General features: G+C 42.5%; 21 protein-coding genes. 4 read left to right on the plus strand and 17 right to left on the minus strand.

The window, feature by feature from the left end; translation table 11 throughout:
• Both K1X76_11450 and K1X76_11455 read left to right on the plus strand, forming a co-directional pair.
• A partial coding sequence (locus K1X76_11450) for a hypothetical protein (protein ID MBX7149679.1) occupies positions 1–821 on the plus strand: 821 nt, incomplete at its 5' end.
• Complete coding sequence (locus K1X76_11455) at positions 818–1459, plus strand: hypothetical protein (GenBank protein MBX7149680.1); 642 nt, start codon at positions 818–820, stop codon at positions 1457–1459. The genes K1X76_11450 and K1X76_11455, both read left to right, overlap by 4 nt.
• Positions 1460–1461: 2 nt before the next feature.
• On the opposite strand, the gene K1X76_11460 is transcribed toward K1X76_11455, so the two are convergent.
• The 11 genes from K1X76_11460 to K1X76_11510 all read right to left on the minus strand — a co-directional run bounded on the left by K1X76_11460 (position 1462) and on the right by K1X76_11510 (position 15595).
• A complete protein-coding gene (locus tag K1X76_11460) occupies positions 1462–3297 on the minus strand; it encodes a right-handed parallel beta-helix repeat-containing protein (protein MBX7149681.1) in 1836 nt (611 codons plus the stop codon).
• A gap of 101 nt (positions 3298–3398) precedes the next feature.
• Entirely contained in the window at positions 3399–4910 is a 1512-nt protein-coding gene (locus tag K1X76_11465) for a beta-propeller fold lactonase family protein (protein ID MBX7149682.1), read from the minus strand.
• A gap of 12 nt (positions 4911–4922) precedes the next feature.
• Positions 4923–6341, minus strand: coding sequence for a hypothetical protein (locus K1X76_11470; protein ID MBX7149683.1), 1419 nt, complete (start codon positions 6339–6341; stop codon positions 4923–4925).
• Positions 6342–6445: 104 nt separating this feature from the next.
• Positions 6446–7297 (minus strand): acetoacetate decarboxylase family protein, encoded by an 852-nt coding sequence (locus K1X76_11475; protein MBX7149684.1) that lies wholly within the window; start codon positions 7295–7297, stop codon positions 6446–6448.
• A gap of 27 nt (positions 7298–7324) precedes the next feature.
• Positions 7325–8455, minus strand: coding sequence for an ATP-binding protein (locus K1X76_11480; protein MBX7149685.1), 1131 nt, complete (start codon positions 8453–8455; stop codon positions 7325–7327).
• Positions 8456–8599: 144 nt separating this feature from the next.
• On the minus strand, positions 8600–9214 hold the full coding sequence (locus tag K1X76_11485) for a hypothetical protein (protein MBX7149686.1): 615 nt from the start codon (positions 9212–9214) through the stop codon (positions 8600–8602).
• Position 9215: 1 nt separating this feature from the next.
• The gene (locus tag K1X76_11490; protein ID MBX7149687.1) at positions 9216–10748 is read right to left on the minus strand and encodes an ATP-dependent DNA helicase; all 1533 of its coding nucleotides are present in this window, start codon (positions 10746–10748) and stop codon (positions 9216–9218) included.
• 60 nt (positions 10749–10808) lie between these two features.
• Complete coding sequence (locus tag K1X76_11495; GenBank protein ID MBX7149688.1) at positions 10809–11270, minus strand: hypothetical protein; 462 nt, start codon at positions 11268–11270, stop codon at positions 10809–10811.
• 28 nt (positions 11271–11298) lie between these two features.
• Positions 11299–12219, minus strand: coding sequence for a DMT family transporter (locus tag K1X76_11500; GenBank protein ID MBX7149689.1), 921 nt, complete (start codon positions 12217–12219; stop codon positions 11299–11301).
• A gap of 46 nt (positions 12220–12265) precedes the next feature.
• Positions 12266–15043, minus strand: coding sequence for a M4 family metallopeptidase (locus K1X76_11505; protein MBX7149690.1), 2778 nt, complete (start codon positions 15041–15043; stop codon positions 12266–12268).
• Between the two features lie 192 nt (positions 15044–15235).
• Positions 15236–15595 (minus strand): YkgJ family cysteine cluster protein, encoded by a 360-nt coding sequence (locus K1X76_11510; protein MBX7149691.1) that lies wholly within the window; start codon positions 15593–15595, stop codon positions 15236–15238.
• A gap of 110 nt (positions 15596–15705) precedes the next feature.
• On the opposite strand from K1X76_11510, the gene K1X76_11515 reads away from it, so the two are divergent.
• Positions 15706–16515: an SPASM domain-containing protein gene (locus K1X76_11515; protein ID MBX7149692.1), complete on the plus strand. Its 810-nt coding sequence runs from the start codon at positions 15706–15708 to the stop codon at positions 16513–16515.
• 2 nt (positions 16516–16517) lie between these two features.
• On the opposite strand, the gene K1X76_11520 is transcribed toward K1X76_11515, so the two are convergent.
• The 4 genes from K1X76_11520 to K1X76_11535 form a co-directional block, all read right to left on the minus strand.
• The gene (locus K1X76_11520) at positions 16518–18851 is read right to left on the minus strand and encodes an RNA-binding transcriptional accessory protein (protein ID MBX7149693.1); all 2334 of its coding nucleotides are present in this window, start codon (positions 18849–18851) and stop codon (positions 16518–16520) included.
• Between the two features lie 39 nt (positions 18852–18890).
• Entirely contained in the window at positions 18891–19352 is a 462-nt protein-coding gene (locus K1X76_11525) for a DoxX family protein (GenBank protein ID MBX7149694.1), read from the minus strand.
• Positions 19318–20226: an SDR family oxidoreductase gene (locus K1X76_11530; GenBank protein MBX7149695.1), complete on the minus strand. Its 909-nt coding sequence runs from the start codon at positions 20224–20226 to the stop codon at positions 19318–19320. Before K1X76_11530 ends, K1X76_11525 begins: the two co-directional genes overlap by 35 nt.
• Positions 20227–20312: 86 nt before the next feature.
• Positions 20313–21095: a hypothetical protein gene (locus K1X76_11535; GenBank protein ID MBX7149696.1), complete on the minus strand. Its 783-nt coding sequence runs from the start codon at positions 21093–21095 to the stop codon at positions 20313–20315.
• 135 nt (positions 21096–21230) lie between these two features.
• Between K1X76_11535 and K1X76_11540 the strand changes: the two genes are divergently transcribed.
• A complete protein-coding gene (locus K1X76_11540; GenBank protein ID MBX7149697.1) occupies positions 21231–22046 on the plus strand; it encodes a 50S ribosomal protein L11 methyltransferase in 816 nt (271 codons plus the stop codon).
• On the opposite strand, the gene K1X76_11545 is transcribed toward K1X76_11540, so the two are convergent.
• Positions 22043–22561, minus strand: a complete 519-nt coding sequence (locus K1X76_11545; GenBank protein ID MBX7149698.1) for a hypothetical protein — start codon at positions 22559–22561, stop codon at positions 22043–22045. The two genes, K1X76_11540 and K1X76_11545, sit on opposite strands and share 4 nt — an antisense overlap.
• A 23-nt stretch (positions 22562–22584) precedes the next feature.
• Positions 22585–22959 (minus strand): hypothetical protein (locus K1X76_11550; protein ID MBX7149699.1); only part of this gene is annotated, 375 nt, incomplete at its 5' end.

Here is a 22959-nt window from a genome sequence, read left to right on the forward strand (position 1 = left end):
CCCCCACTTTAACAAATCTAACTCCCGCACCCAAAATAACCCAATCTGACACCCCCATTTCTGTAGCAGAGGTTGTAGCAGGATTTGGACTCAATGAATTAGCATTGCGGGAGTCTATTCCCGAACTAGCCGATCATCTCGATTGGGCCGCGGTTAATAATTTGCAGGTTAGTTTTACTGATGAGGGAGAAGGAGTGGGGCATAGTTTACCTAATCAGCAAATCACCATCAACCGCAATGCAGCGGTATTAAGAGGTGATCCGCTGGTTTTAGTTCAAACGCTGGTGCACGAAATTAGGCATCATCAAACACAAATGGAATGGATTAACTTGGAAGGAGATGCGTTACTCACGCGAGTCCAACAATTTGATCCCTCTGTCACATCCCTGGAAGCGTTTTGGGCGAATAGCGATTTGCAAAGAACTTTCTTTGTAGAATCCCAATTACAATCCGAACTCGCCGCCTACGAAGCCGATATGCAGATTGCCGCCCGGATGCAGGAAAAAGGATATTTAAGTGATGATAAAACCCTAACCGCCACAAGGCCCGATGGCTCCACCATCACCGTAACTGCCAGCGAGTTTTTAACCGATCCCCAAACAGCCCATGACAAACTAACCGAATGGCTTGAATGCTATACTTTTGAAAATAACGGAACGTCCGTCACCTACCAGCAGTATTACGAAACCATGTTTGATGACTGGATGAGGTATGCGGGAAGTCATGGAAGAAGTGAAGCCCCAAGAACCCTGTCTAATTTGATGGCCTTACCTCCTAAGCTAAACGAAATTACAATTTTAGGCGAGAATTACAACGTATGAATAGAATTCCTTCTTATTTAAGCAAACCGCCTCTTGCAGAAGTGAGAGAATATCCCCCTTTAGGAAGAAACGATACTGTTTTATTTAATGTGCATACTTTGGAAGCCAGAAGTATTCGTGCCGATAAAGCCTTTATAAGGGATGATGAAATTTTAGATTACGAAGCTTGGCCAGCTTTACATGACCGTAATATTAATGGAGTTTTTTATGGTATTACTTCAGATGGCAGGCATGTAATACATCAAGCGTCCAAAAGAGGTTGTGTTATGACTTGTGCACTTATGCTAGCTTTGGACCACAGGATATCCGTAGATCAGAACACATTATTAAATGCCACTCTGACTAATGAACAAACAGCCATACAATATTTCCAAGATTTAGGAGTGACAACATATTTTAATGAAATTGTAGAAATTAAAAAACTTGAAGTATTAATAACTGAAAATGGAGCTGCAATGGTAGGTATTGGTGGTGAAATAGGAGGGCATGAAATTATTGTTGATTATTTATCACTTCGACAAAATAGGGCTATAATTCGTGACCCATATCATGGTTGGAGTATTACTATATCGGCTGATAGTCTTAACCGCCGCATGCTGAGTGAAGGGGCGATTCCTGTTCTTCAGATTTCTAAATAGCGCTAGTACCGCGTTAAAATAAGTTTTATTCCATTTTTTACATAATGCCAGTGGGGAGTAGTTGCATTTATGGAATAACTTTTTTTATTGACTTCATTCTCTGAGTTATTGCGGTAATTCAATAGGCGTCCCCTCTTGCAAAGTATAACCGTCATCATCATTAGCGTCAGAATAGCAATTCCATTGTGAGAAGAGCCATCCACCGCCAGCGAACAACCGCCACCGGAAGAACCGGGTGAAGACGAACCATCCGCAGGATCACCACTGCCGGATCCACCACTTTCTGCCGGGGCTTCGGTTGCAGGAACAAACGCCGGCACTTCTTGGCAGTTAGAAAACTCCGATGTATCACCAGTAGAAACACGTGTGATGGTGGCGCTTAAAAAGAGGCCGTTGGTGGTGGTAACCGGCATATTAACCGAGATAATGCCACTGGCATCGGCCGTAAAATTTTGGCTTAACACCAAAGTTTGGCCTTCGCCAAAACCGGATGCATCACAAGCTTCATTTTCAAAAACCTGCACCATGTAGTCTTCGCCTACGGCTCCCGTATTGACATTTAAAACAAAAGTATGATCACCGGCTTCGGATGTGGAAATAGATTCTATGATTGGTGCCGGGATGGCGTTATTATCAATTAAATTGGGAATATTAATGCCTAAACCTGCATTGTTATAAATGGAGTTATACCCCATAAAAATTTCACGAACGTCCACCAAATAAATCCCATCGCCACCATTGCCAGAAATAACATTGCACGATCCCGTGCAATCGCCCAAGGTAGTGTCATCGGCGCTACCAATAAAATTATGATCGGCCCCATCATCCACCAAGATACCATGCGAGGTGTTCCCCAAAACGTCGCCCGCGCTGCTTAAACCAATGGTATTGCCAAACACCACATTGTCGCGCACGCTAAAATCGAAAGTGCCGCGCGTGATGTAAATACCAACTTCATTACCCGAAATTAAATTACCCGGACCCACTTCGTTATTATAGGAACCATGATGAATTTTAATGCCGGCCTCAGTATTAGGAATAGCCGCATTTCCAGTAGCATCTGTACCCACAAAATTATTTCCAATATAGTTATCGTGTGAAAAAACACTGATATTAATACCAGATTTGGTACTGCCCGAAATCACATTGCCATCGCTTGCAAAATCGCCACCAATGGCATTGCCACTAGCAAAATTAGTGAGCGATATACCGGTATCATTGGGATAAGCGGCCGTTCCATCGGCCGTGGTGCCTATGTAGTTACCGATGATCACATTAAAATTACTGGTAATGCGCAAGCCTTCTCCGTTTCCCGAAATAACATTGTAAGGCCCAATCACATGATTAGCCACCGTTACATCATCTTCAGGCCCAACACGAATACCATCATCATCAAAACCTAAAACCTGAAGACCTTTTACAACACTCTGTGTGCCTTGTAGTTCCAATCCTACACTCGCAACACCATCGGCAGGAGTGATGATAACCGGAGGAGGTAAATTGGGATTAAAACCGGGCTGGCTGGTACCATCAATTTCTAAGCTTTCGGTGATGACAGGCAAATTAGAAACTACATTAATGGTTTTATCCAAACCAGCAATGTTAAAAATAATTTCATCGGCACCAGCGTGGGCATTGGCCATGTCAATGGCCTTACGAAGAGGACAATATCCTGTAAGTCCACCTCCAAAATCTGTTGGTGTGCAGCTGGCGTTGCAATCGCTTACAAAAATAAAAGCGTTGGCATCAAACGCCGTATTCACACAGTAGGTATTGGCCCAAACTTGGCCCGAAGCCAAAGTGAGAAGAGTAAATAAACTTGTGATAAAAAATTTCATAAAGCCTCCGTATGAGGCGTATGTACGTTGTTGTCGAGAGTTTGGGGTAAAAAGCGTATTCATCTGAATACACCAGGAAAAGAAAAAAATAAAATTTATCGCTATTTTAAAACAATGCCGGCAACACCGGTAAAGCTGGCAGTGCCGTCTCCGGCGGCATCTGTGCAATTTTCAAAAAAACCTGTTTCATCGTCCACATCACACATCACCACACTGTTAACGCCAAACAATGATTTTGTTGCGTAAACTTTGGTGTTTAATTCATTAAAAACAAAAAATTGAAGCCCCGCACCTGTATAGCCTGTATCGTTACAATTATTTAATAAGCCTGTTTCGGTATCGATATCACACACCGTAATAACACCCTCATCAACGTAAATTTGTGTTCCGTCTTCATTTAAAATTAAGCCTTTTGTATTGCTAAAAGTAGTCCCTTGTCCCGAATCGGTGCAGTTTTGCAAAGCTCCCAATTCACTCACATCACAAATAAATACCGCGTTTAAATTTAAATCGGAAATATAAGCGAAGGTATTGGTTGTATTAAGGAGAATATCGTTGGTGGTTAAAATAGCCCCATCGCCCGTTAAAGCACAATTGCTGAAGCTGCCATCCTCTGCATCCACATTGCAAACAGTAATTTGATTATCGGCTTCGTTGGCAACAAAGGCCAAGGTGCCTGTGCTGTTAAAATAGAGGTCTACCGGCTGATTGAGCAAAGTTCCCGTTAAGGTGCAATTGCTTAATGTGCCATCGTCATGATCAATATCGCATACCGAAATATTGTTAGCAGTATCGTTGGCAACATAGAGTTTTGTTTTATCGGTAGATAAATGAAGCCCAATGGGAAAGTTAAACGTGGCTCCGGCCCCGGAATCGGCGCAATTAGTTAATTGTTCGCTTTCAGTATTAATTGTGCAAATTGAAACAGTATTCAGGAAGCGATTAGCGAGGTATGCCGTTACCTCTACTACATCAAGCGGTATTTCATCGCTGGAGAAGGTGCCTAAGCCAATTGTAATGGAGGCCTCACCCAAGCCCACACCTGTTGCCAAGCCATTATCCGAGATAGTTGTAATGGAGGTGTCCGAAGAGTTCCAGCTGACTAATTCAGTAATATCTTCTGTGGTATCATCGGCAAATGTTGCGGTTGCTGTCATTTGCTGTGTTGTGCCAATGTGCAGATGCGGATTTTCGGGTGTTAGATTGACTGCCGTAATTTCACGAACACCAAGATCATTGTTATTAATGCAGCTGCTACCAAACTGTTTGCAAACTCTTAGCTGTTGGCTAACGGCACCGGTTATAGTGAGCTGCAAGGTACAGCTTTCTAATGCAGCAAGTGTAATCGTCTGCGGGCAGGTGTCATCGTAGGTGCCGTTTGTAGAAACTCTAGTGGTATTGGCTGGAAGAGATAAAATAATTGTATCGCTTTGGGCAACAGAGGCTGTATTGGTAAGCGTAAAGTAAGCACTTACCGTATGACCGGCCATAACAAGATTAGGAATTTCTGTGCCGTCTTTTATTTCCAGACTTAAGGTATGCGTGCTGCCAGAGGTGCAGCCTGCACAAAAACCAAAAAATAAAATGAGGGCAACAAGAATTGGGCGTGTCATATTTTCCTTTTTTTAAATGGCCTGTCCCCAGGTAATGCCTTCCTGCAAATACAGTGTAGCCTCTCCGTTTGTGAGCTCGTTACAAGTAACACCATTAATTTCTACTGTTGTGGCCGATTCTTCCCATGTGGTATCCACCAAGCCTATGCTGTCAAGCTCGGTTCCCAAAATAAGCAAGCTGGCAGTGTCGCTTGTGGCCAATAAACTATCGGCATCAACAAAGATGGAGTTGACCACACCATTATCCAAATCGATAATCTCAAAACCTGTAACGTGTTCAAAGTCACCTGTTCCCAGAGTAAACGAGTAATCAGTATTGTCATTGCTATCGGTAATAACCAGCGTATCAACGCCAACAGGGCCGCCATCAATACCCGCCAAAACCGGATCTAAATGATCAGGATCCACAAAATAGGTGTTGTCGGTATCGTAGCCTGTTACGGTGTATGTTAAAAACTCGCCATCATTGATGGTAAATTCAAAAGAGCCTTCACCTTCTATAAAAGCTTCGCATTGAAACTCGCATGCCACTAAATTGTTTTCTTCGTCCGATAATAAAAAATTGTAATTAGCTAAATCCAGTGTTGCTATCGATTCGGTTAAAAATGTCCAGGTAAAGGATGGGGTTCTTGTAAGATAGTTGGTTACAAAGTTTTGATCGTTGCCCTCAAAAGAAGATTGGCAAGAGAAGCTTGTGCCCGAAATATCTTCGGTGGGGCCTGTGATGGCAGGGTCGTTGCAAGCATAGCGCCCACTAACACCACCAGCATCAAGGGTGGGATCGTCGCAGGCAAGTAAGCAATCTGGAGCTGTTTCGGGAGTGATGTCAATGCCATCGGGCCCTAAAAATGAAAATGAATATGAAAAAACAATAGTGCCCTGAGCGCCACCGTTAACATCGTCTATGTTAACTTCTACTTCGCAATCGGATAAGCCCGAACGTGTTGTTGCATTGGCCCAAAGATAACTTCCCGATTCTTCGGCTTGCGTTGTTAATAAAATTGCTCCATCGCATGAGGCAGATAAATCATCGGCGCTTGTTACGGCAGGGCAAAAGCGAACGCCAGAGCTGGACGGGTTACAGGCAACAAACAGGGTTAATGTATTGCCTAGTCCATCTTTATCAGATTCGGAAGGAAAGTTGATAACAGTTCCGTTTTCCGAGCGGCTTATTTCAAGGTTGGTTAAATTGATATCGTTGTTAGGTGTAAAATCAAATAACACAGCGTTGGTTTGAGAATTGCGTAACTGAGCGCTGTGGCCTAATGCAACTTTGGTGATAATATTACCATCTTCATCTGTAAAAACTGTTCCAGCAGGAGCGTTGCGGAGCAAAAGTTTTCTGTTTGAGCACGAGCTAAATAGCAACAGGCTTAAAGCAGCTAAAACTAAAAAAGTGATTTTATTGAATTTTAAAATAGTTGAAATCATAGGCCCCTTTCATTTTTTTAAAAAAGTTATATTAACTTTTTTCCGGCAATATGCCTACGATTTTATGTGAAATGGTTAACCCCCTTGTTTGGGGGCTGGAGTAATTAAAACCCAAACGGGGCCTGATAATTTGGATTGGCCAAATCAAAGCAGGCATTCATACTAGGTGTGTATCTAAACTGAAAGGGTTGCGGGTTTATTTCCAAATCTTTTAAAAATTGTGCGGTGGGTGAGGGGCCCAGTGTTAAGTAATGGCCCGATGCCGGTTTTTTAGTAACGTTAAAGTTTCCTTTAAAATTAGTTTCACTCTTTAAAAGTTTTCCGTCTAATTTGGAGTATAAATACGATTTTACGTCAAACTTGGTCTCTTTTCCGGTAGTAGGCACGCTGAGTTCAAAATATTTTTCTCCTTTTTCATCGTATGCTTTTGTGGCGCAGGTATTATGAGCATGCGTAATATCAATTTCATTCACCACTTTGGGCAATCCCCAAATTTTGTGCCCGCGGATATTGTTTTCGGCCGAAGTAACAGGCATTGAAAAAACATAATATCCAAAATTTTTAGGTGGCATCAGCATGGGAAGCAGGGGAATATTGATGCTTGGGTCCACGAGTACCGGAATGGTCATGGCAATTTCGTTGTAAGAGGGTATGCCCAGTACATTTTTGTATTCGTAGCACGAAAAAATAACCAGCGAGCGGTTTTTAAGCATGTTGATGGGTTTTATTTTTGGATGCAGCATGATGGATTCCGCTTTTTTATAATTACAAAAAAAGATACCCATGGCGGCGGTGACGTTGCCGTAAAGCGTAGGGAAGAGATAATTTTTAGAGATAGTATCCGTCAGTTTTAGTGGCTGAGGCGCATGACGCAGAGTATGGCGTTTAAAAAACGGATCGTTAAATTCATTTTTATTGTCAAAAAGTTCGGGGCCAAAAGTGAATGTTGGTTTCATAAGGGCTTTCTAAATTTTATATTTAATTCAAATCACATTTTTTAAAAATGGGATGGTTTCCGCTTCGCTCCAATGTAAAAATGCTACAGGACGTTTGGCATACTCGGTAGTTTCCCGGATCGAATCATTAAAAATAATGGCTCCTGGTGAATTAGGGTATTTGTCTAAAAATGTTTTAAGATGCTGTGGAATTTCCGGCGAAGACAGTTTTGATTTTACTTCAACCGGAAATGGCACACGGTTTTTTACAAGAACAAAATCAATTTCCTGGCCACTTTTTGTTCTCCAAAAAAATACATCCATATTGGGTTTTAGTTGTTTTAAAATACTCAAATAAACAAAACTTTCCTTTAGTACTCCTGCATCGGGTCTATCGGCAATCTCGCTAAAATCTTTTATAATACTGTTTCGAATGCCTAAATCGTAAAGGTAATATTTTTTTGACTTTTTCAACTCATTAGACACGTTTTTAGAAAAACTGGTAAGAGTATGGCAAATGTAAGTTTGCGACAATATTTCCAGATATTTTTCAACCGTGGGCTTTGATAGTCCTATTTCACGCGAAAGATTGGCGGCCACTACTACCGCCCCTTGATAATTGGCAAGTAAAACCAACAAATGGTTGAAAGCACGAATATTTTCTTCTTTAATCAAGGCCTTGATATCTTTTTGAATGTAGGTAGCAATCATGTCTTGGAGCTCAATGATTTTTTCTTCACTATTTTCACAATGGAGCAAACCAGGAAGCCCTCCAAATATCAGCATATCTTCCTTTTTAAGATTTTTATCCTGCAAACGTTCCTCAAGTGAAAAAGGAAATATTTTATTGAAAATAACCCGCCCTGCCATACTTTCTTTGAGATGTTTGTGCATTTCCAAAGCTGAGGATCCTGATGCGAAAATTTTAATAGGGTGTTTGCTATCGTGTATGGCTTTAAAAATTTTGGAGAGGTTTTTTATAAGATGAAATTCGTCAACTAAAACAACCTCTCCGCTTTGCGTGAGTACATCAAAGTGTTCTTTTTCGCTTGCACCCAAAGCCAACATATCGCTAGGCTGTTCAAGATCAAAATAACGACAAGATTTTCCTTGGCTTTGGATTTCCTTTTCAAGTTCTCGCAAAAGAAAAGTTTTGCCTACTTGCCTAGGGCCAACCAAAATTGAGATCTTGCGGTCACTTATTTGTGTCTTTAACCTATTGAAAATAGTACGCTTTATTTTCATGAAACTATTGTAAATAAGCTATTTACAATAGTCAAATATCTTTTTAGCAGGTTCTTTGCTCAATTGACCAACCACTTCTCAAAATAACGATTCAATCAATCCTTTTCTAAAATCGGAACCTGTTGCAAAATAAGAACCTAAAACAGACAAGCGTTTGTCGGCACCGGTGTCGGTTTGATCGAGCAGAGTTTTTCCCTCTACTGTAATATACATAATCCGCATGCTGTCCTTTTCCATTTTATAAAACATTTCATCGCCTTTTTTAATGCCGCGTTCTTTTAAAAAGGCATACCATCCAGGAAGCCCCTGGGCAATAAATTGGTGCTGGGCTTCCGTAATATACCCCTGGTTTTTAGCCAATACTAAATTAGCCAAAATGCCGTTTAAAAATTGATTGACCGAAACATTTCTTAAAAATGTTATTTTAGCGGCGGCTTTTTCGGAATGAGAGGCAATATTGGCTATTTTATTATTGGTTTCGGTGCCGCGTGTTTCGTTTTTAACAAGATTATAGAGCTGATCGTTAATTGTTTTGGGGAATAACAATTCTAATTTTAAAACGTCAACGTCTAGAAAAGTTTTCTCCAGAATAGTATGCATGGTGGGAGTGGCATCAATCCCATTTAACGAAAAAGGGTATGAAAAAGCCGTGAGTGAATAGAATAGAAAATAAATAAAAATAAGTTTTTTCATATTATTGACCCAATACACCTAATATTTCCCGCCCAAAACGGTCTATTTTTACTTTTCCAAAGCCATGAACTTTTTCAAGGCTTGTTAAATTGTGCGGATTAAGCTTGGCCACATCTTTTAAAGTGCGGTCGCTAAACACCACAAAAGCCGGCACGTCCAAATCATCCGCCATTTTTTTGCGCCATTCGCGCAAGAGTTGAAAACGGAGTTCTTCCAAATTGGTGAGCGGTCCATCGGTAACTGATGTTCGTGATTTTTTTGTCTTAACAGAAGCTCGTGTTTCGTTTTTAGCTTCAAAAACAGGTTTTGCAATTTTACGCGATGACGCAGGATCGCAAACGTCGCAATGACCGCAGCTTTTAATGCGCTGGGCATCGCGGTAATAAGTTAAAATTTCACCATGGCGGCATTCGCCACTGTCGGCGTAATCTAAAAGAGCATTCAGTGTGTTCCAGCGCGAATTTTTAATTTCGGCGGGAGCGTCCGAGCTTTGAATAAAATAGGCCTGCAGCCCTTTATCTCTTTTTTCAAAAAGTAAAATACAAGTAGACGGATGGCCATCGCGCCCGGCACGGCCCATTTCTTGATAAAGCGAATCGATATTGGCCGGCATGTTAAAATGAATGACAAGACGCACATCGGGATGATCGATGCCCATGCCAAAGGCATTGGTGGCCACTAAAATGCGGCTATTGCCTTGGGCATAATCATCCTGCACGGTGTGGCGCTCCTCATTTCCAATACCGGCGTGATAATAGGATACACCTGTAAAACCGCGGCTTAATTCGCTGGCCACTTCTTCGGTTACTTTGCGCGTGCCGCAATAAATAATCACACGGCCGGTGGGGTTTTGGGCAAGTGCTTGTTTAACAAAGGCCATTTTTTCGTGCGTGTTGGTGCACATTTCTACCTGGTAATACAAGTTTTTACGATAAAACCCGTGGATATGCTTTTTTGCGTTTTTTAATTTAAGGTGTTTGGCAATATCACCCAATACTAAAGGAGTGGCCGAGGCGGTAAGAGCCAATACGGGTACATCGGGCCTAATATCTTTAAGCATTCCCAACTGTGCATATTCTTCTCTAAAATCGTGTCCCCATTGCGATACACAGTGTGCTTCGTCGATGGCAAAAAGAGCAATCTTGCGGGGTTTAATCCAGTTTTTAAAAGCGTCTTTTTGGGTGCGTTCGGGAGAGAGATATAACAAAAATTTTCCGCCACGAGAAATGTCTTCAAATACTTTTCGTTTTTCATCCATGGTCTGGCCAGAATAAAGTGCTCCCGCCGGAATTCCGCGTTTATGAAGCCCCGCCACTTGGTCTTTCATCAGCGCAATGAGTGGCGACACAACAATAACCAGTTCATTTTTAGCCACGGCCGCCATTTGATAACACAGCGATTTACCCCCGCCGGTGGGGAGCACGGCCATCACGTCTTCACTCTTTAACACGTCTTCTATAATTTCTTTCTGACCCAAACGAAATTGGTTTAAGCCAAAAGTTTCTTGCAAAATTTTTTGATGAGAATGAAGCACGGAAATACCTTAGTAAAGTTTTTTGCAGAACGCTATTGGCTTTTTATCTTGATATTGCGTTCACATGGCAACAAAAAAAGATTTTACCTTTTTAAGTTTATGCATCGATAAAAAACAAAGGGCATAAATGAAGGCTTTAGTAATAATGGGCTTGTATAGAGAAATTCCAAAAGTGGCCATCAAATCAGATGCCATGACGCCCATTTTTTGCATTTCCTGGTGGGCTACAGAAACAAGAAAGATATCGTTAATGATAACACCCATCATGGTCACAATAAAAAGCAAGGGGAAATACCGAGTACGAATAAAAAATGTAAGTATAAGTAAAACAAGGAGGGCGCGCACAAGATAAGTGCTGTACAAAAAAGTTTTATAGGTCCAGTTGTGGTAACGATTTTCAAAAACCCAGGCGGAGCCATGGATTATTTGTAGATTTTGATAAAGCGTAAATCCAATAACAACTAAAATGGCAGCGAGGATGAGGAAATGTCCATATTTCTTAATTTGTTCTAAAGTATTCATATGTGTTTAATAGGATCCATCGTGGCGCTCATTTTTCTGTTGCGGCTTCACGAGGTTTCCATGAAAAAGCTAATAAATTGTTAATAATTCCCAGCGACAAAAGAATGAGCAAGCCACCGGCCATTTGATAGAAGTTTAAAAAAGATTTCAGGATAATCATATCTAATATAATAGACACAAAAGGTACACACAGCGTAACCATGCCAGCCTGAATGCTGCCTACATGCTTGATGATTTGGTTAAACAACACAAAGGCCATAGCCGACGCTACAATGCCCAGGTAGGCCACTGCTAAAAGACCGGTATGAAGCGACCAATCCACACGGGCCCAAGCTTCTTTTTCAAGGCTAAAGCTAACGCACCATAAAATAATCATAGCACCAATAGACTGGTAAAAAATATTGGCAGTGGGTTCAATGTGTTTAAGTAGGCGCCTAACAACCAAAATACTGCTGCCGTATGAGGCCGCCATGCCAAAAATAAGAGTCATGCCTAAAACCGAAGGCGATACGCTAAGGCTTGCAATATTGGGCCAAAAAATAACCAGCACGCCGCTAAAACCAACCAGCACGCCAATGATTTTTTGCGGTGTGAGTTTATCTTGCGGGGTTAAAAATGGAGTAAGAATCACAATAAAAATGGGAACGGTACTATTGATGATGGAGGCCAAAGCCGGCGGAATATACATTTCGCCCCAAAATAAAAAAATCCAGGCCAGCCCCATCCCAATCATTCCAATGCCTGCCGAATAAAGGCTGTAGCGGCCATAGCGAAAACGGAGTTTTTTAAAAATCATGAAGGCGGCCACCGCTAAAAAGCACACGGCACTCCTAAAAAAAGCCGCTAAAAAAGGCGGGAAATGCTCCAATGAATAATGAATACCCAAAAAAGACCCGCCCCAGGCTAAAACTACCAAACAAAAATAAAGAAGAGAGCGGGATTTAGACATGAAGATGGTTTAGTTTCTAAAGATTATTTGCAAGTATCAAATAGTTCTATTCAACCCTGACTCCAATTTGTGCATCTATCGCAAAAGACGATTGACCAGAATCAAACATGGGTGCAATTTCCAGAAAATAACTGGTCCCGTTAAAGGGCGTAATTCCTGCTTCTAAGCCTCCCGGTGGCATAAAATGTGTGTCGGCACTCATAGGAGCACTGATTGAAAGTGTTCCCCCCGTGCTAAAATCGCGAGCCAGTACAATGCCATTGCTATCAATAAGTCTCATCTGGCTTATTTGCGGTAATTGAACGTAGTTGCCAGGATTCTTACCCATTACTACATCCACTTTTAAAAGGCTATCAGCGTCCATCCAGTTAGGGCATCCATCGGCTAAGCAGGGGCGTACTGGGATGCGGAGGATGTCGAGGTTGTTTTTAAAGTTGAGGATGGCATCACGCAAGCCAGCAGCTTCCGATCCATCAAGCATAGCGGCTTCGTTATCGTCGCAAACAATTCCTGTGCCGTTGCCATCAATATCGGCATCGGCAGGATCGAAATTACTGGGACAAGAATCATCGCCGTTTACCAAGCCATCTCCGTCAATGTCGGTATCGCAAGCATCGCCTGTACTATCTCTATCAATATTACTTTGATCGGGATTGGAGGCATTGATACAATTATCACATCTATTCCCAACGCCATCCCCGTCGCTATCGGTTTGGGACGAATTTTCAATGTCGGGGCAATTGTCTTCATCGTTATTGCGAGAATCTCCATCGCGGTTATTATCACACGCATCGCCTTGCCCATCGCCATCACGGTCGTCTTGTGAGGCATTTGCATTATTGGGACAATTATCGTCGGCATTAAAAACACCATCATGGTCTTCATCGTCGCACACATCTCCAATGCCATCTCCATCGCTATCAAGCTGATCAAAATTGGATATGTTGGGACAATTATCATCGCAACCAAACTGTGCTCCGCCTGTACAGCGATTATCGTTTTCATTTAAAGTGCTGTCGCCGTCTTCCCAAATATTGTCTCCGTCCTGGTCAACATCGCAGGCGTCTCCCGTGCCGTCTCCGTCCAAATCGGCCTGGCGCGGATTGGAAAGCGTGGGGCAATTATCAACGCTATCGTTTACATAATCGTTGTCATCATCGGCATCGGTAATATCTTCGCGACCATCGCAATCAATATCGCCTGTTCCTAAACCTACCGATAAAAAGGCGTTTCGCACTTCGCATACATCGCGGCGAGTATATCCAAAGCGGCCATCATCTACATAACTTTGAACCTGGGCTACAAAAGCATCTCGGGCATCAACCAGTCTAAAATTAGATCCGATCCTATTCCATAAAGTGTCGTACCACAGCTTTTGTACACGGCTTCTATCGATAGCATGCACCACAACGCTATTGTGTGTGCCCCCATTTAATAAAAGATAAGCTACCTTGTTAAAAATACCAGAGTTGGTATGAACACCACCATTATCGGCTGCAAAAGCACAATAGTCGGTTGTCATGGTGCAAAGGTTATTCACATGATCGGGCTGGCCTTTTAGTGGCGGGTTTGCCATGCTGCGGATTCCTGTGCCGTCACCGGGTAAATCTTCCCCAATAATATTGTCATCATTATCAATAAAATAGGCAAACACGTCGGCAAAGCTTTCGTTTAAGGCTCCCGATTCGTTTTGGTAAACAAGGTCGCTTGCAAAACGCACAACGGCATGCGTAAACTCATGCGCTACAATATCCAGAGTACCCCAGCCATCTCCAATTTTTACAATTCCACAACCTGGATTATAAGCAGCATTTCCCCAATTTACACCCGTGTGCACCATGGCCCACACATTGTCGCCGTCACTACCATCCCACGAGCGATGCCCAAAAGTGTCGTTATAATAATCGTAAATGATATGGAGTGAATCAAAAGTAGTTTGTCCGTCTGCAAATGGGTCGGATCCAATGCCTGGGTAGCCATTAGGCCCGTCTTGGTTAAACCAGTAATTACGTGATTCCCAAACAAAAAACCAACAGGTGTCTGAATCAGTGTTATTGGCGGTTTCAATATCAAAATCTTTTGCGGCAATGGTGAGTGATTGTACATTTTCTACAGCACCGTTTTGAGCATTAATAAAAACAAAATACTCCTCAAAAATTCCCGAGGCATTTTTGCCTTGAACATGCACTTTATAAGTAAGGAGCAATTTATTATCGCCATCTATTAATTGCGGGTTAAACATCACAAGTTTTGAAATACCCGCAATTTTGCTATTTGCCAGTAACAGGTGCTTGATGGCGGCATTTTCGGCATCAGTGGGGGATAAAGCAGGTGCTATTTCTAAATTATCCAGGTTTTCCAGGCCGGCCAGGTATACGTTGCTGGATAAGCTTGTCCAAAAACCACCCTCACGATTAAGTCCTATTAAAATGCCTTCGAGCGATACATCGCCTTTACGAATGCCAAAAAATATATGTTCTCCACCGTCTTTATCGCGATAATTCTTTTTTAAATAAAGTTCTTTTACGGGATTGGTAAGCCCTAAAATAGCGCTGTATGTTTTTAAAAAATCAAACGCGTCTTCTACGGCGTCACCACCATTGCTGGGAATGCGAAACATAGCCGAGCGCACAATGCCTTTTTCGTGACGGATAACGGGAGTACTTTCTGATTCACTTTTTAAAAGTGCAAAACCTGATGCCGATGGATCGTCTGAGGGAATTGTGTCTTCTGATGTGTCTGGGGTTTGATTATTGCCCGATGAAGCCCCGCCACAAGCTGCAAGCGTTAAAACAAGAAAAAGAATTATTAAAAAATGCTTCATATAATCTCCAAGTAAGGATGCTCATATGAAATTGGCACGCTAATGTAAAGGGGGAGAAAATAAACCGTATTCGGCTGAATACGAAAGCGCGGCGCAATCTCGGCCGTTTACGGCCCAGTAAGCTAGCGAATATAATAATCCTTCCTTGGTAGGAAGAATCATGGAGCTGGCTCCCGAGATTTTTCCATACGGCTATGATTTTTTAACCGCAGGACAATAACCCGGGCGCGAGCTTACAAAGGGGAAATTACGGCAGGTTTTAGGGCGTTTTTCATAAACGGTGCAACGTCTAGTGCTATCTAAAAATAAACATGAGCCATCGCGCATGCTACTTAATGTAGCTTTACCGGTTTTGTCGCGGTAGCGTTCTATTATTTTTTGTTTTAAAAGGTCTTTGGTTTTTTTTCTTAAATCATCACCTTCATCCAATAAACCCAGTAAAACCAAATCGTCTTTATCTACTTCCACCGGCATGGTGCAGCACGTGGCCATGCAGCCTGTGCATAGGCCTTCTTTGTATTTAATCCAGGTGCCGGGATTGTTTTTATCCATAGATTGCAAGTTTTAGACAGACCGACTAAGCAAGTGCTGTGTCCAAGCGCTTTAAAAGAATCTATATCGAAATTAGCAATATTTGCAATGTTCAGTGCGATTTTTGTCCTATGGTAGAACGCCATCAAAAAGTGATGGGGTCAGATTTGTTTGAAAAAATTGTGAGTGAGGCTGCCCCCTTAACTGATGAAGTTTGTCTTCATCTCATGGGCGAACCTCTTTTGCATACGGGATTTGCCGATTTTTTAGAAAAATGTGCGTATCATGCGCTGCCTGTTAATCTTACTACCAACGGCATGCTGCTTAATGCTTCTCGTGAAGAACTTTTGCTTAACCCTATCATTCGTCAGGTAAATTTTTCGCTGCAGAGTTTTGAAGGCAATTTTAAGGGGCAGGATATTTCTACTTATTTAAGTAAAATATTTTCTTTTACACAAAAAGCACTGGTTTTGCGTCCCGATCTTTATATCAATTTCAGGCTCTGGAACTTAAAAGAAACGAGTGATGCTGTTCTTAATCAAGATCTACTGCACCGTATCGAAAATGAATTTAAGGTCACGATTAATCCTCAGGTGGATGTGAGCTTGAATAAAAGTAAAAAATTAAAGGGACGCCTCTACCTGCATTTCGATTCGCGCTTTGAATGGCCAAATCCCAACAATTCTATCCGATCGGAAACCGGTTTTTGCCATGGGTTAGGCTCTCATATTGGCATTCATGCCGATGGTAGCGTGGTGCCGTGTTGTTTGGATAAGGAGGCGGTGATCAATTTGGGATCGGTGAACGATCAATCCCTTATGTCCATTCTAGAGAGCCCGCGTGCCAAGGCGATTCATCAAGGCTTTCAAAACGGAAAACTGGTAGAAGATTTATGCAAACGCTGCCGGTTTATTGAGAGATTTGATGGGAAAGTTATATGAAATTATTTTTTCACTTTTAAATTTCCAAGGCTGGCAAAAGGATTGTTAAAGGCTCCTTGCTGCTGGGCTTGGGGGCGGTTTTGGGGGCGGGGAGCTCCTCCTTTAAAGCCTGCGGCTTGCTGGTTTTTAACAAAAGCGCCGGCTACAGGTTGGGCCGATTCACTGCGCAGTGTTAAAGCTATCTGGTTTTTCTCTACATTTACTTCTAGTACACGCACTGTTACACGGTCCCCCGGGCTTACTACCTCATGTGGGTCTTTCACAAAACGGTCGGCCAGTTGTGAGATATGAGCCAAACCATCCTGATGCACACCAATATCAATAAAGGCACCAAAATTAGTCACATTGGTTACAATGCCGGGGCAGGTCATGCCGGGTTTTAAATCTTTAACTTCACTAATATCGTCCCTAAAATTAAAAGTGACAAACTGTTCGCGCGGGTCGCGGCCGGGCTTTTCTAATTCGCGGATAATATCTTCAAAAGTAAATTGTCCTACTTTTTCTTTAAAAGCTTTGGAGGCTTTAATATCTTTTACTCCCGCCCCCAATAAATCACTCACCGATTTTTTTAAGCTTGCGGCAAGCTCTTCAAGAAGCACATAGCGTTCGGGGTGTACGCCCGTGTTATCTAAAGGTTGTGAGCCGCCGCTGATGCGTAAAAAGCCGGCTGCCTGTTCAAAAACTTTTTCCGAAAAGCGCGGCACGTTTAAGAGATCGCGACGAGTATTAAAAAGCCCTTTGGTTTTGCGGTGGTCAACAATGGCTTTAGCCAAAGCCGGACCAATGCCAGAAACGTGGGATAAAAGATGGTAAGAAGCGGTGTTTAAATTAACCCCCACCGAATTCACACACGAATCCACTACTTGATCCAAACTTTTTTCCAAAGCATGAGGTGACACATCGTGCTGGTACTGACCCACCCCAATACTTTTGGGATCTACTTTTACCAGTTCGGCCAAAGGGTCTTGCAAGCGGCGAGCAATAGAAATGGCACCACGTACAGTAACATCCAAATCCGGAAATTCTTCACGCGCTACAGGGCTTGCACTGTAAACACTGGCACCAGCTTCACTCACCATCACCACCGGTGTACTTAAGCCTGCATCCTTAATAATTTGACGTATAAAAGTTTCGGTTTCGCGGCCGGCTGTGCCGTTACCAATAGCAATGGCTTTAATGGAGGCTTTTTTAATGAGCTCGATAATGGGTTTGGTGGCTGCTTTTTGTTCGGCCACACTTTGCAAATGAATAACCGTGCTGCCGATATATTTTCCGGCATCATCTACCACGGCTACTTTGCAACCGGTGCGTATGCCGGGATCAATCCCTAATACCGCTTTAGAGCCATAAGGCGAAGCGAGCAAAAGTTTGCGGACATTTTCGGCAAAAACTTTAATGGCGGCGGTGTCACCAATGGTTTTGAGTTCTTTATGCACTTCACTTTCCACACTCGAAAGCACATGAGCTTTAAGGGCTAAGCGCGCTGCCAATAAGAGTATTTTGGCGCCGGGGGCATCTTTAACACTGCACGCGGCATTTTCAAAAGCTTGCAGCAAAAATTTCTCGTAACCATTGTCTTCATCCAAACTGCCAAACGAAATGCTCAATTCCTTTTCCATCCAGCCGCGTCTAATCGCCATGTAGCGGTGTGAGTTTTCGGGTTTTAAAAGGGTGGTGATGGTTTCGTTAAAGTCAAAATATTTATCAAACTTGCTGTTGGGGAGAGCTCCTTCGCCTTTTTTAACTTTAAGATGAGCTTTTTCAAAAACGGTTTTGCGGGTTAGTTCACGCAGTTCTACGGTTTCGGCCAAGCGTTCAATTAAAATATCCTGTACCCCGGCTATGGCATCTTTGGCTTCTTTAATTTCCTTTTCGGGGTTTAAAAAGGCTAAGGCGTATAATTCCAAAGTTTGACCTGCTTCGGGTTTAGCTAAACCATGCCCCGTATCCCAAACCCATTGGGCCAAGGGTTCAAGGCCAGCTTCTTTGGCGATGGTGGCTTTGGTTTTACGTTTTTGTTTGTAGGGCAAATACAGGTTTTCGAGTGTGGATAAATCAAACGAGCTTAAAATTTTGGCTTTGAGTTCGGGTGTTAGCTTTTTTTGCCGTTCTATTTCTTCAACAATAAAGGCTTGGCGTTTTAGGGTTTCGTCCCAGGTTTGTTTACTATCAATAATAGTTTGAATGCCCACTTCATCCAAATTGCCGGTTTGTTCCTTGCGGTAACGCGCAATAAACGGAACCGTTGAGCCGTCTTCGGTAAGGGCTATAACAGCTAAAGCAGCAGGGTATGGAATGGATGGATTTTTTTGTTTAAACCAGAGTTCAAAGTTCATATTTTTCGCGAATTGATCTACACGAATTATGAATCTCTGTCATTTAAAATTAGATTTTTTTCTTCTTATAAAATTATCCAATGTATAGCGCGTGGGCTCGTGGTAAAACAAATTAAAGCAAACACCCAAAAGGCATAAATTTTTTACCAGATTACTCCGTTGCAAAATCACCCAGGTCCAGCTGTACTCGTTTGAAAATTCGGGGGGGATAAAGAGAACGCCTGGCACGTGCACCATCACTGTTACAATCACCAAAAAAATAGATAGAATAAGAGCGCCTACACGTACATGAAAACCCAGCAAGATCATAAAGCCACCGGTTAAAAGAATGAGTCCGGCGCCTATCGAAACTACATGCGGTAGCGGCATCCATACGGGCATGAGATGCATGATAAGCGTATCCGAAAAAATATGTTCGGCACCCAGGCCTAAAAAAATACTGCTAAAGAGCATCCTAAAAATTAAATCAGCAATGTCGGGTGACAGGGGAAGGTTTTTCATCGGGTCTCCATTCGTTAATGTGAGGCAGGCCCCGGTAGAGGAGCCAGTGATAAAAACGCTGGGGTAAAAAACGGCGGAGTAGTCCAAAAAAGCGGGCATCGAGCGTGCCGGCAATACGCAGAGGCGGGCTTTTACGTTCCATTGTTTTTAAAATAACGCGGGCCACCGATATGGAGGTGTCCGGCGATTTATCCATAATATCACTCACAAAATTGCCCATGTGTTTGTAATAGGCGTGGTAGTCGCATGTTGGGTCTTGCGAAGAATGTTCGCCATCGGATGTAAAACGTGTGTTCATAAAACCATCCGAATGAATAAAACCGGGGCGCACCAGACTTACTTTAATGTTCCAGGGTTTGAGCTCGTACCATAACGATTCGCTGGCGCCTTCCAAAGCAAATTTGGAGGCCGAATAACTGGACATGGTGGGCATGGCCATCATGCCGCCAACCGATGATATGTTAATGATACGTCCTTCGCGCCGCTCGCGCATGGAAGGCATCACTAAGCGAATAAGGTGAAGTGGGCCAAAATAGTTCACTCTAAACTCATCTTCTTCTTCATCGGCATTCATGTGTTCCACCACCGATCGGTAGGCAAGCCCCGCGTTATTTACCAAAATATCGACGCCGCCAAATTTTTTATCGAGTTCCTCAATAAGACTGGTAGCTTCGTCGTAATGACGCACATCCAGCGGCCGAATAAGTAATTTTTCCGATTCCACAAGTCCTGCATCGGCAAAACGTTTTAATGAAGAAGAGCGGGCTGTGGCTACAATGCGGTAAGAAGGATTTTGAAGAAGAAGTTTGACGAGTTCTAGCCCAATACCTGTGCTGGCTCCGGTAACAAGAACGGTTTTTAATTTTTCTGACACACAGTGAATGTAGCTTAAGTGAGAGAAGGACTAAAGTAAAAAAGGGCCCCTTTTGGGGCCCTTTTTATATAGGATTCGTTCAATTTTTATTCCGGAATAGAACAAAGATCCTGGAGGGCTGCGGGTGTTGCGTTTTCCGCATGAAATGAATCAAGAACGCACTCAATAATAGTGTCGCCTATGGTAACCGTAATGGTTCCCGACCATAATTCGTCATTTGTATCGTCATCATCGTCATTATTATTCGGAATTGTAAGGGGAGTTTCGGTCGTCATTGTAAAATCCTGCCCATTGTAAGTACCGCTCAAATCCATATCAATGGTGTTTGTTGTTCCATCATCGGTGGCAGTAGCTGTGCCTGCAATAGTGCTATCAACAGGCTCGGCCTCTTCATCGCATAAGTCTGTAATTGTTGACGCAAAATCTACGGTAATTACAGTTGTGTCGCCCATGGCTACCTCAACAGTACCGTTTTCCAGTAAAGACACATCTGCATCTTCGTTCGTGCAGTCGTCGTCATCAAAAGTAAGCAGGCAATCGGTATAAGTTACCGTAAAAGTATCGGTATCTAATTCAACCGTACCCGATTCACAGTTGCTATCAACCGGACTTATGGCGCGCGTTAAAACAGGTGGAGGAGCAGAGAGAGAAGGATTTGCTGCCGCACGGGTATTAACCGTGGAATCCATGAGTGAATATATAGATTGTGTTGTTGTATCGTTCTGTTCCCTTGTTAATCCATTAGATAGGGTATCGTCCCCCGTATCGTCAGTGCCCCCGCCAGAGGAAGAGCCAGAGCCACAGGCGATGATGATGAGCGTACTGCACAGCATAGCAATAGACGCAAAACGTCTTAAAAAATAAACCATATTTTCCCTTTCTGAATTAAGTTTTTAAAATGCCCAAAAACGGTGAGAGGTGACCATTATGTATATTTTAAGTCTCAACTGCAACCTAATTTAAATTACTTTCCCTTTTTTTAACACTCTGGCAGAGAGGGGGCTATGCTATTTACAGTACTAGATTTTGATGTGTCTGAGGCCAATGTTGATCTTATTTCGGGAATACTCTTCACGTGGGATGTTCAGGGTATTGAAGAGGGGAATCCTGTTTCGGGTTCTGTTCATTTAAGAGCTACTTTTACATCATCCTCTTTTTCTGCAAGCTGGATTCAGGAACTTGAAGCTTTAGGAGCCACAAATCTGAAACAAGAAGAAGTTGATAGTCAGGATGTCCGTTTTAAACCAAAACCGTTTGACCCTATCGAACTGTATAACGGTACATTTATTATTCCGCCGTCCGATATGGAAACGTCGGTTCCCATTCCTCCCGGAAAACATATTACTATTCGTCCCGGGGCTGCTTTTGGAACGGGTCGTCACGAAAGCACTCAGCTGGCAAGTAAGGCTATTTCTAAAATAAAGGGAGCCTCACTATTAGATGTGGGTAGCGGTAGCGGGGTGTTGGCAATTGTGGCTTCTCTTTGTGCTTATTCCAAAATTGTAGCGGTAGAAATTGACGAGATGTCGAGGGTGAATGCCGAAGAAAATTTTGAACTGAATGGTGTTAAAATTCCGCTTTATGACAATATTTCAAAAGTGAACGATCAATTTGATGTGGTGGTGGCTAATATTATTACGCCCGTTCATCTTGAGCTCAAAGACGAGCTTATTAAAGGCTTAAAGCCCAATGGGCATCTTATTTTATCGGGAATAGTTATTGGCGAAAAAGAAATCATCGAACAAGCGTTTAAACAGCTCACACTTGTAGAAATGAATCAGAAAAATGAATGGATTAGTTTTATTTTTCTTAAATCTTAATCCCCGTAAACAAAACGGGGTTTAAGCCACGTTGATAAAATAACCGCAAACGAAGCTCCAAAAATAATGTGGAGAAATAATCCCACATAAATGGGGAGATGCAGATTAAAGAGCTGGTGAGCAACGCTGGGCAAGAAAAGATTCCAACCAAAAACCCAAATAATCAGGCTTGTGACAACACCCAACACTAAAATGGAAATAAAGCGGCTGTATTCATTAACAAGCTGGGCAAATGTAATTCCGTAAACAGTGGAGAGGAGGGCATGAATAAGAATGCCATGGAAACCTGCTTTTCCCAACGCTCCAAAACGGGTAGCGTCTTCGCCGTAACAGATGGCGCCTAGTAATTTTAAAGGTTGTGACCATTCCCCCAAATTTTTAGCGGCTAATATGCAGGCTACCATCATTACAAAAGCGCCACCGGCTAACCCGGCTAAGGCCCCCGCTGTAATCCAGCGACCGTTAAAGCGTTCCCAAATGTGTGTGATACCCGATTCTTCGTTTTTAGTAACCATATTAACCCCTTAAAGAAAGTTTTTTACCTCTTATCGAATGGTTGATTTTTTGACAAGTCAAATTTATAGCGTTTTATCAAGATAATAGCCCATATCACGAGGGTTAGTTCAAAAAGAAACGTCCAGTGCCCCACAAAATTTAGAACCCACCAATCGTATGCATTGGGTACAGAAAACCATACAAATTTATGCCGAGTAATGGGGAAAGCCCAGGCAATTTCACCCACAATGGTATCTAATGCTAAGTGGATAAAAACATTGATAAGAAAAACTAACCAGCTGATGCGGCTCGATTTTTTATCGCAGCAAAAAAGGGCAAAAAGTCCTGTTACAAACCAGAAAAAGGGGATGTGTGTTGGGTAGTTGTGATGATGTTCTTTGTGTTGGGCTATTCCATA

It is taken from the genome of bacterium (assembly GCA_019695305.1).
Lineage (GTDB): Bacteria > UBA10199 > UBA10199 > UBA10199 > JAIBAG01 > JAIBAG01.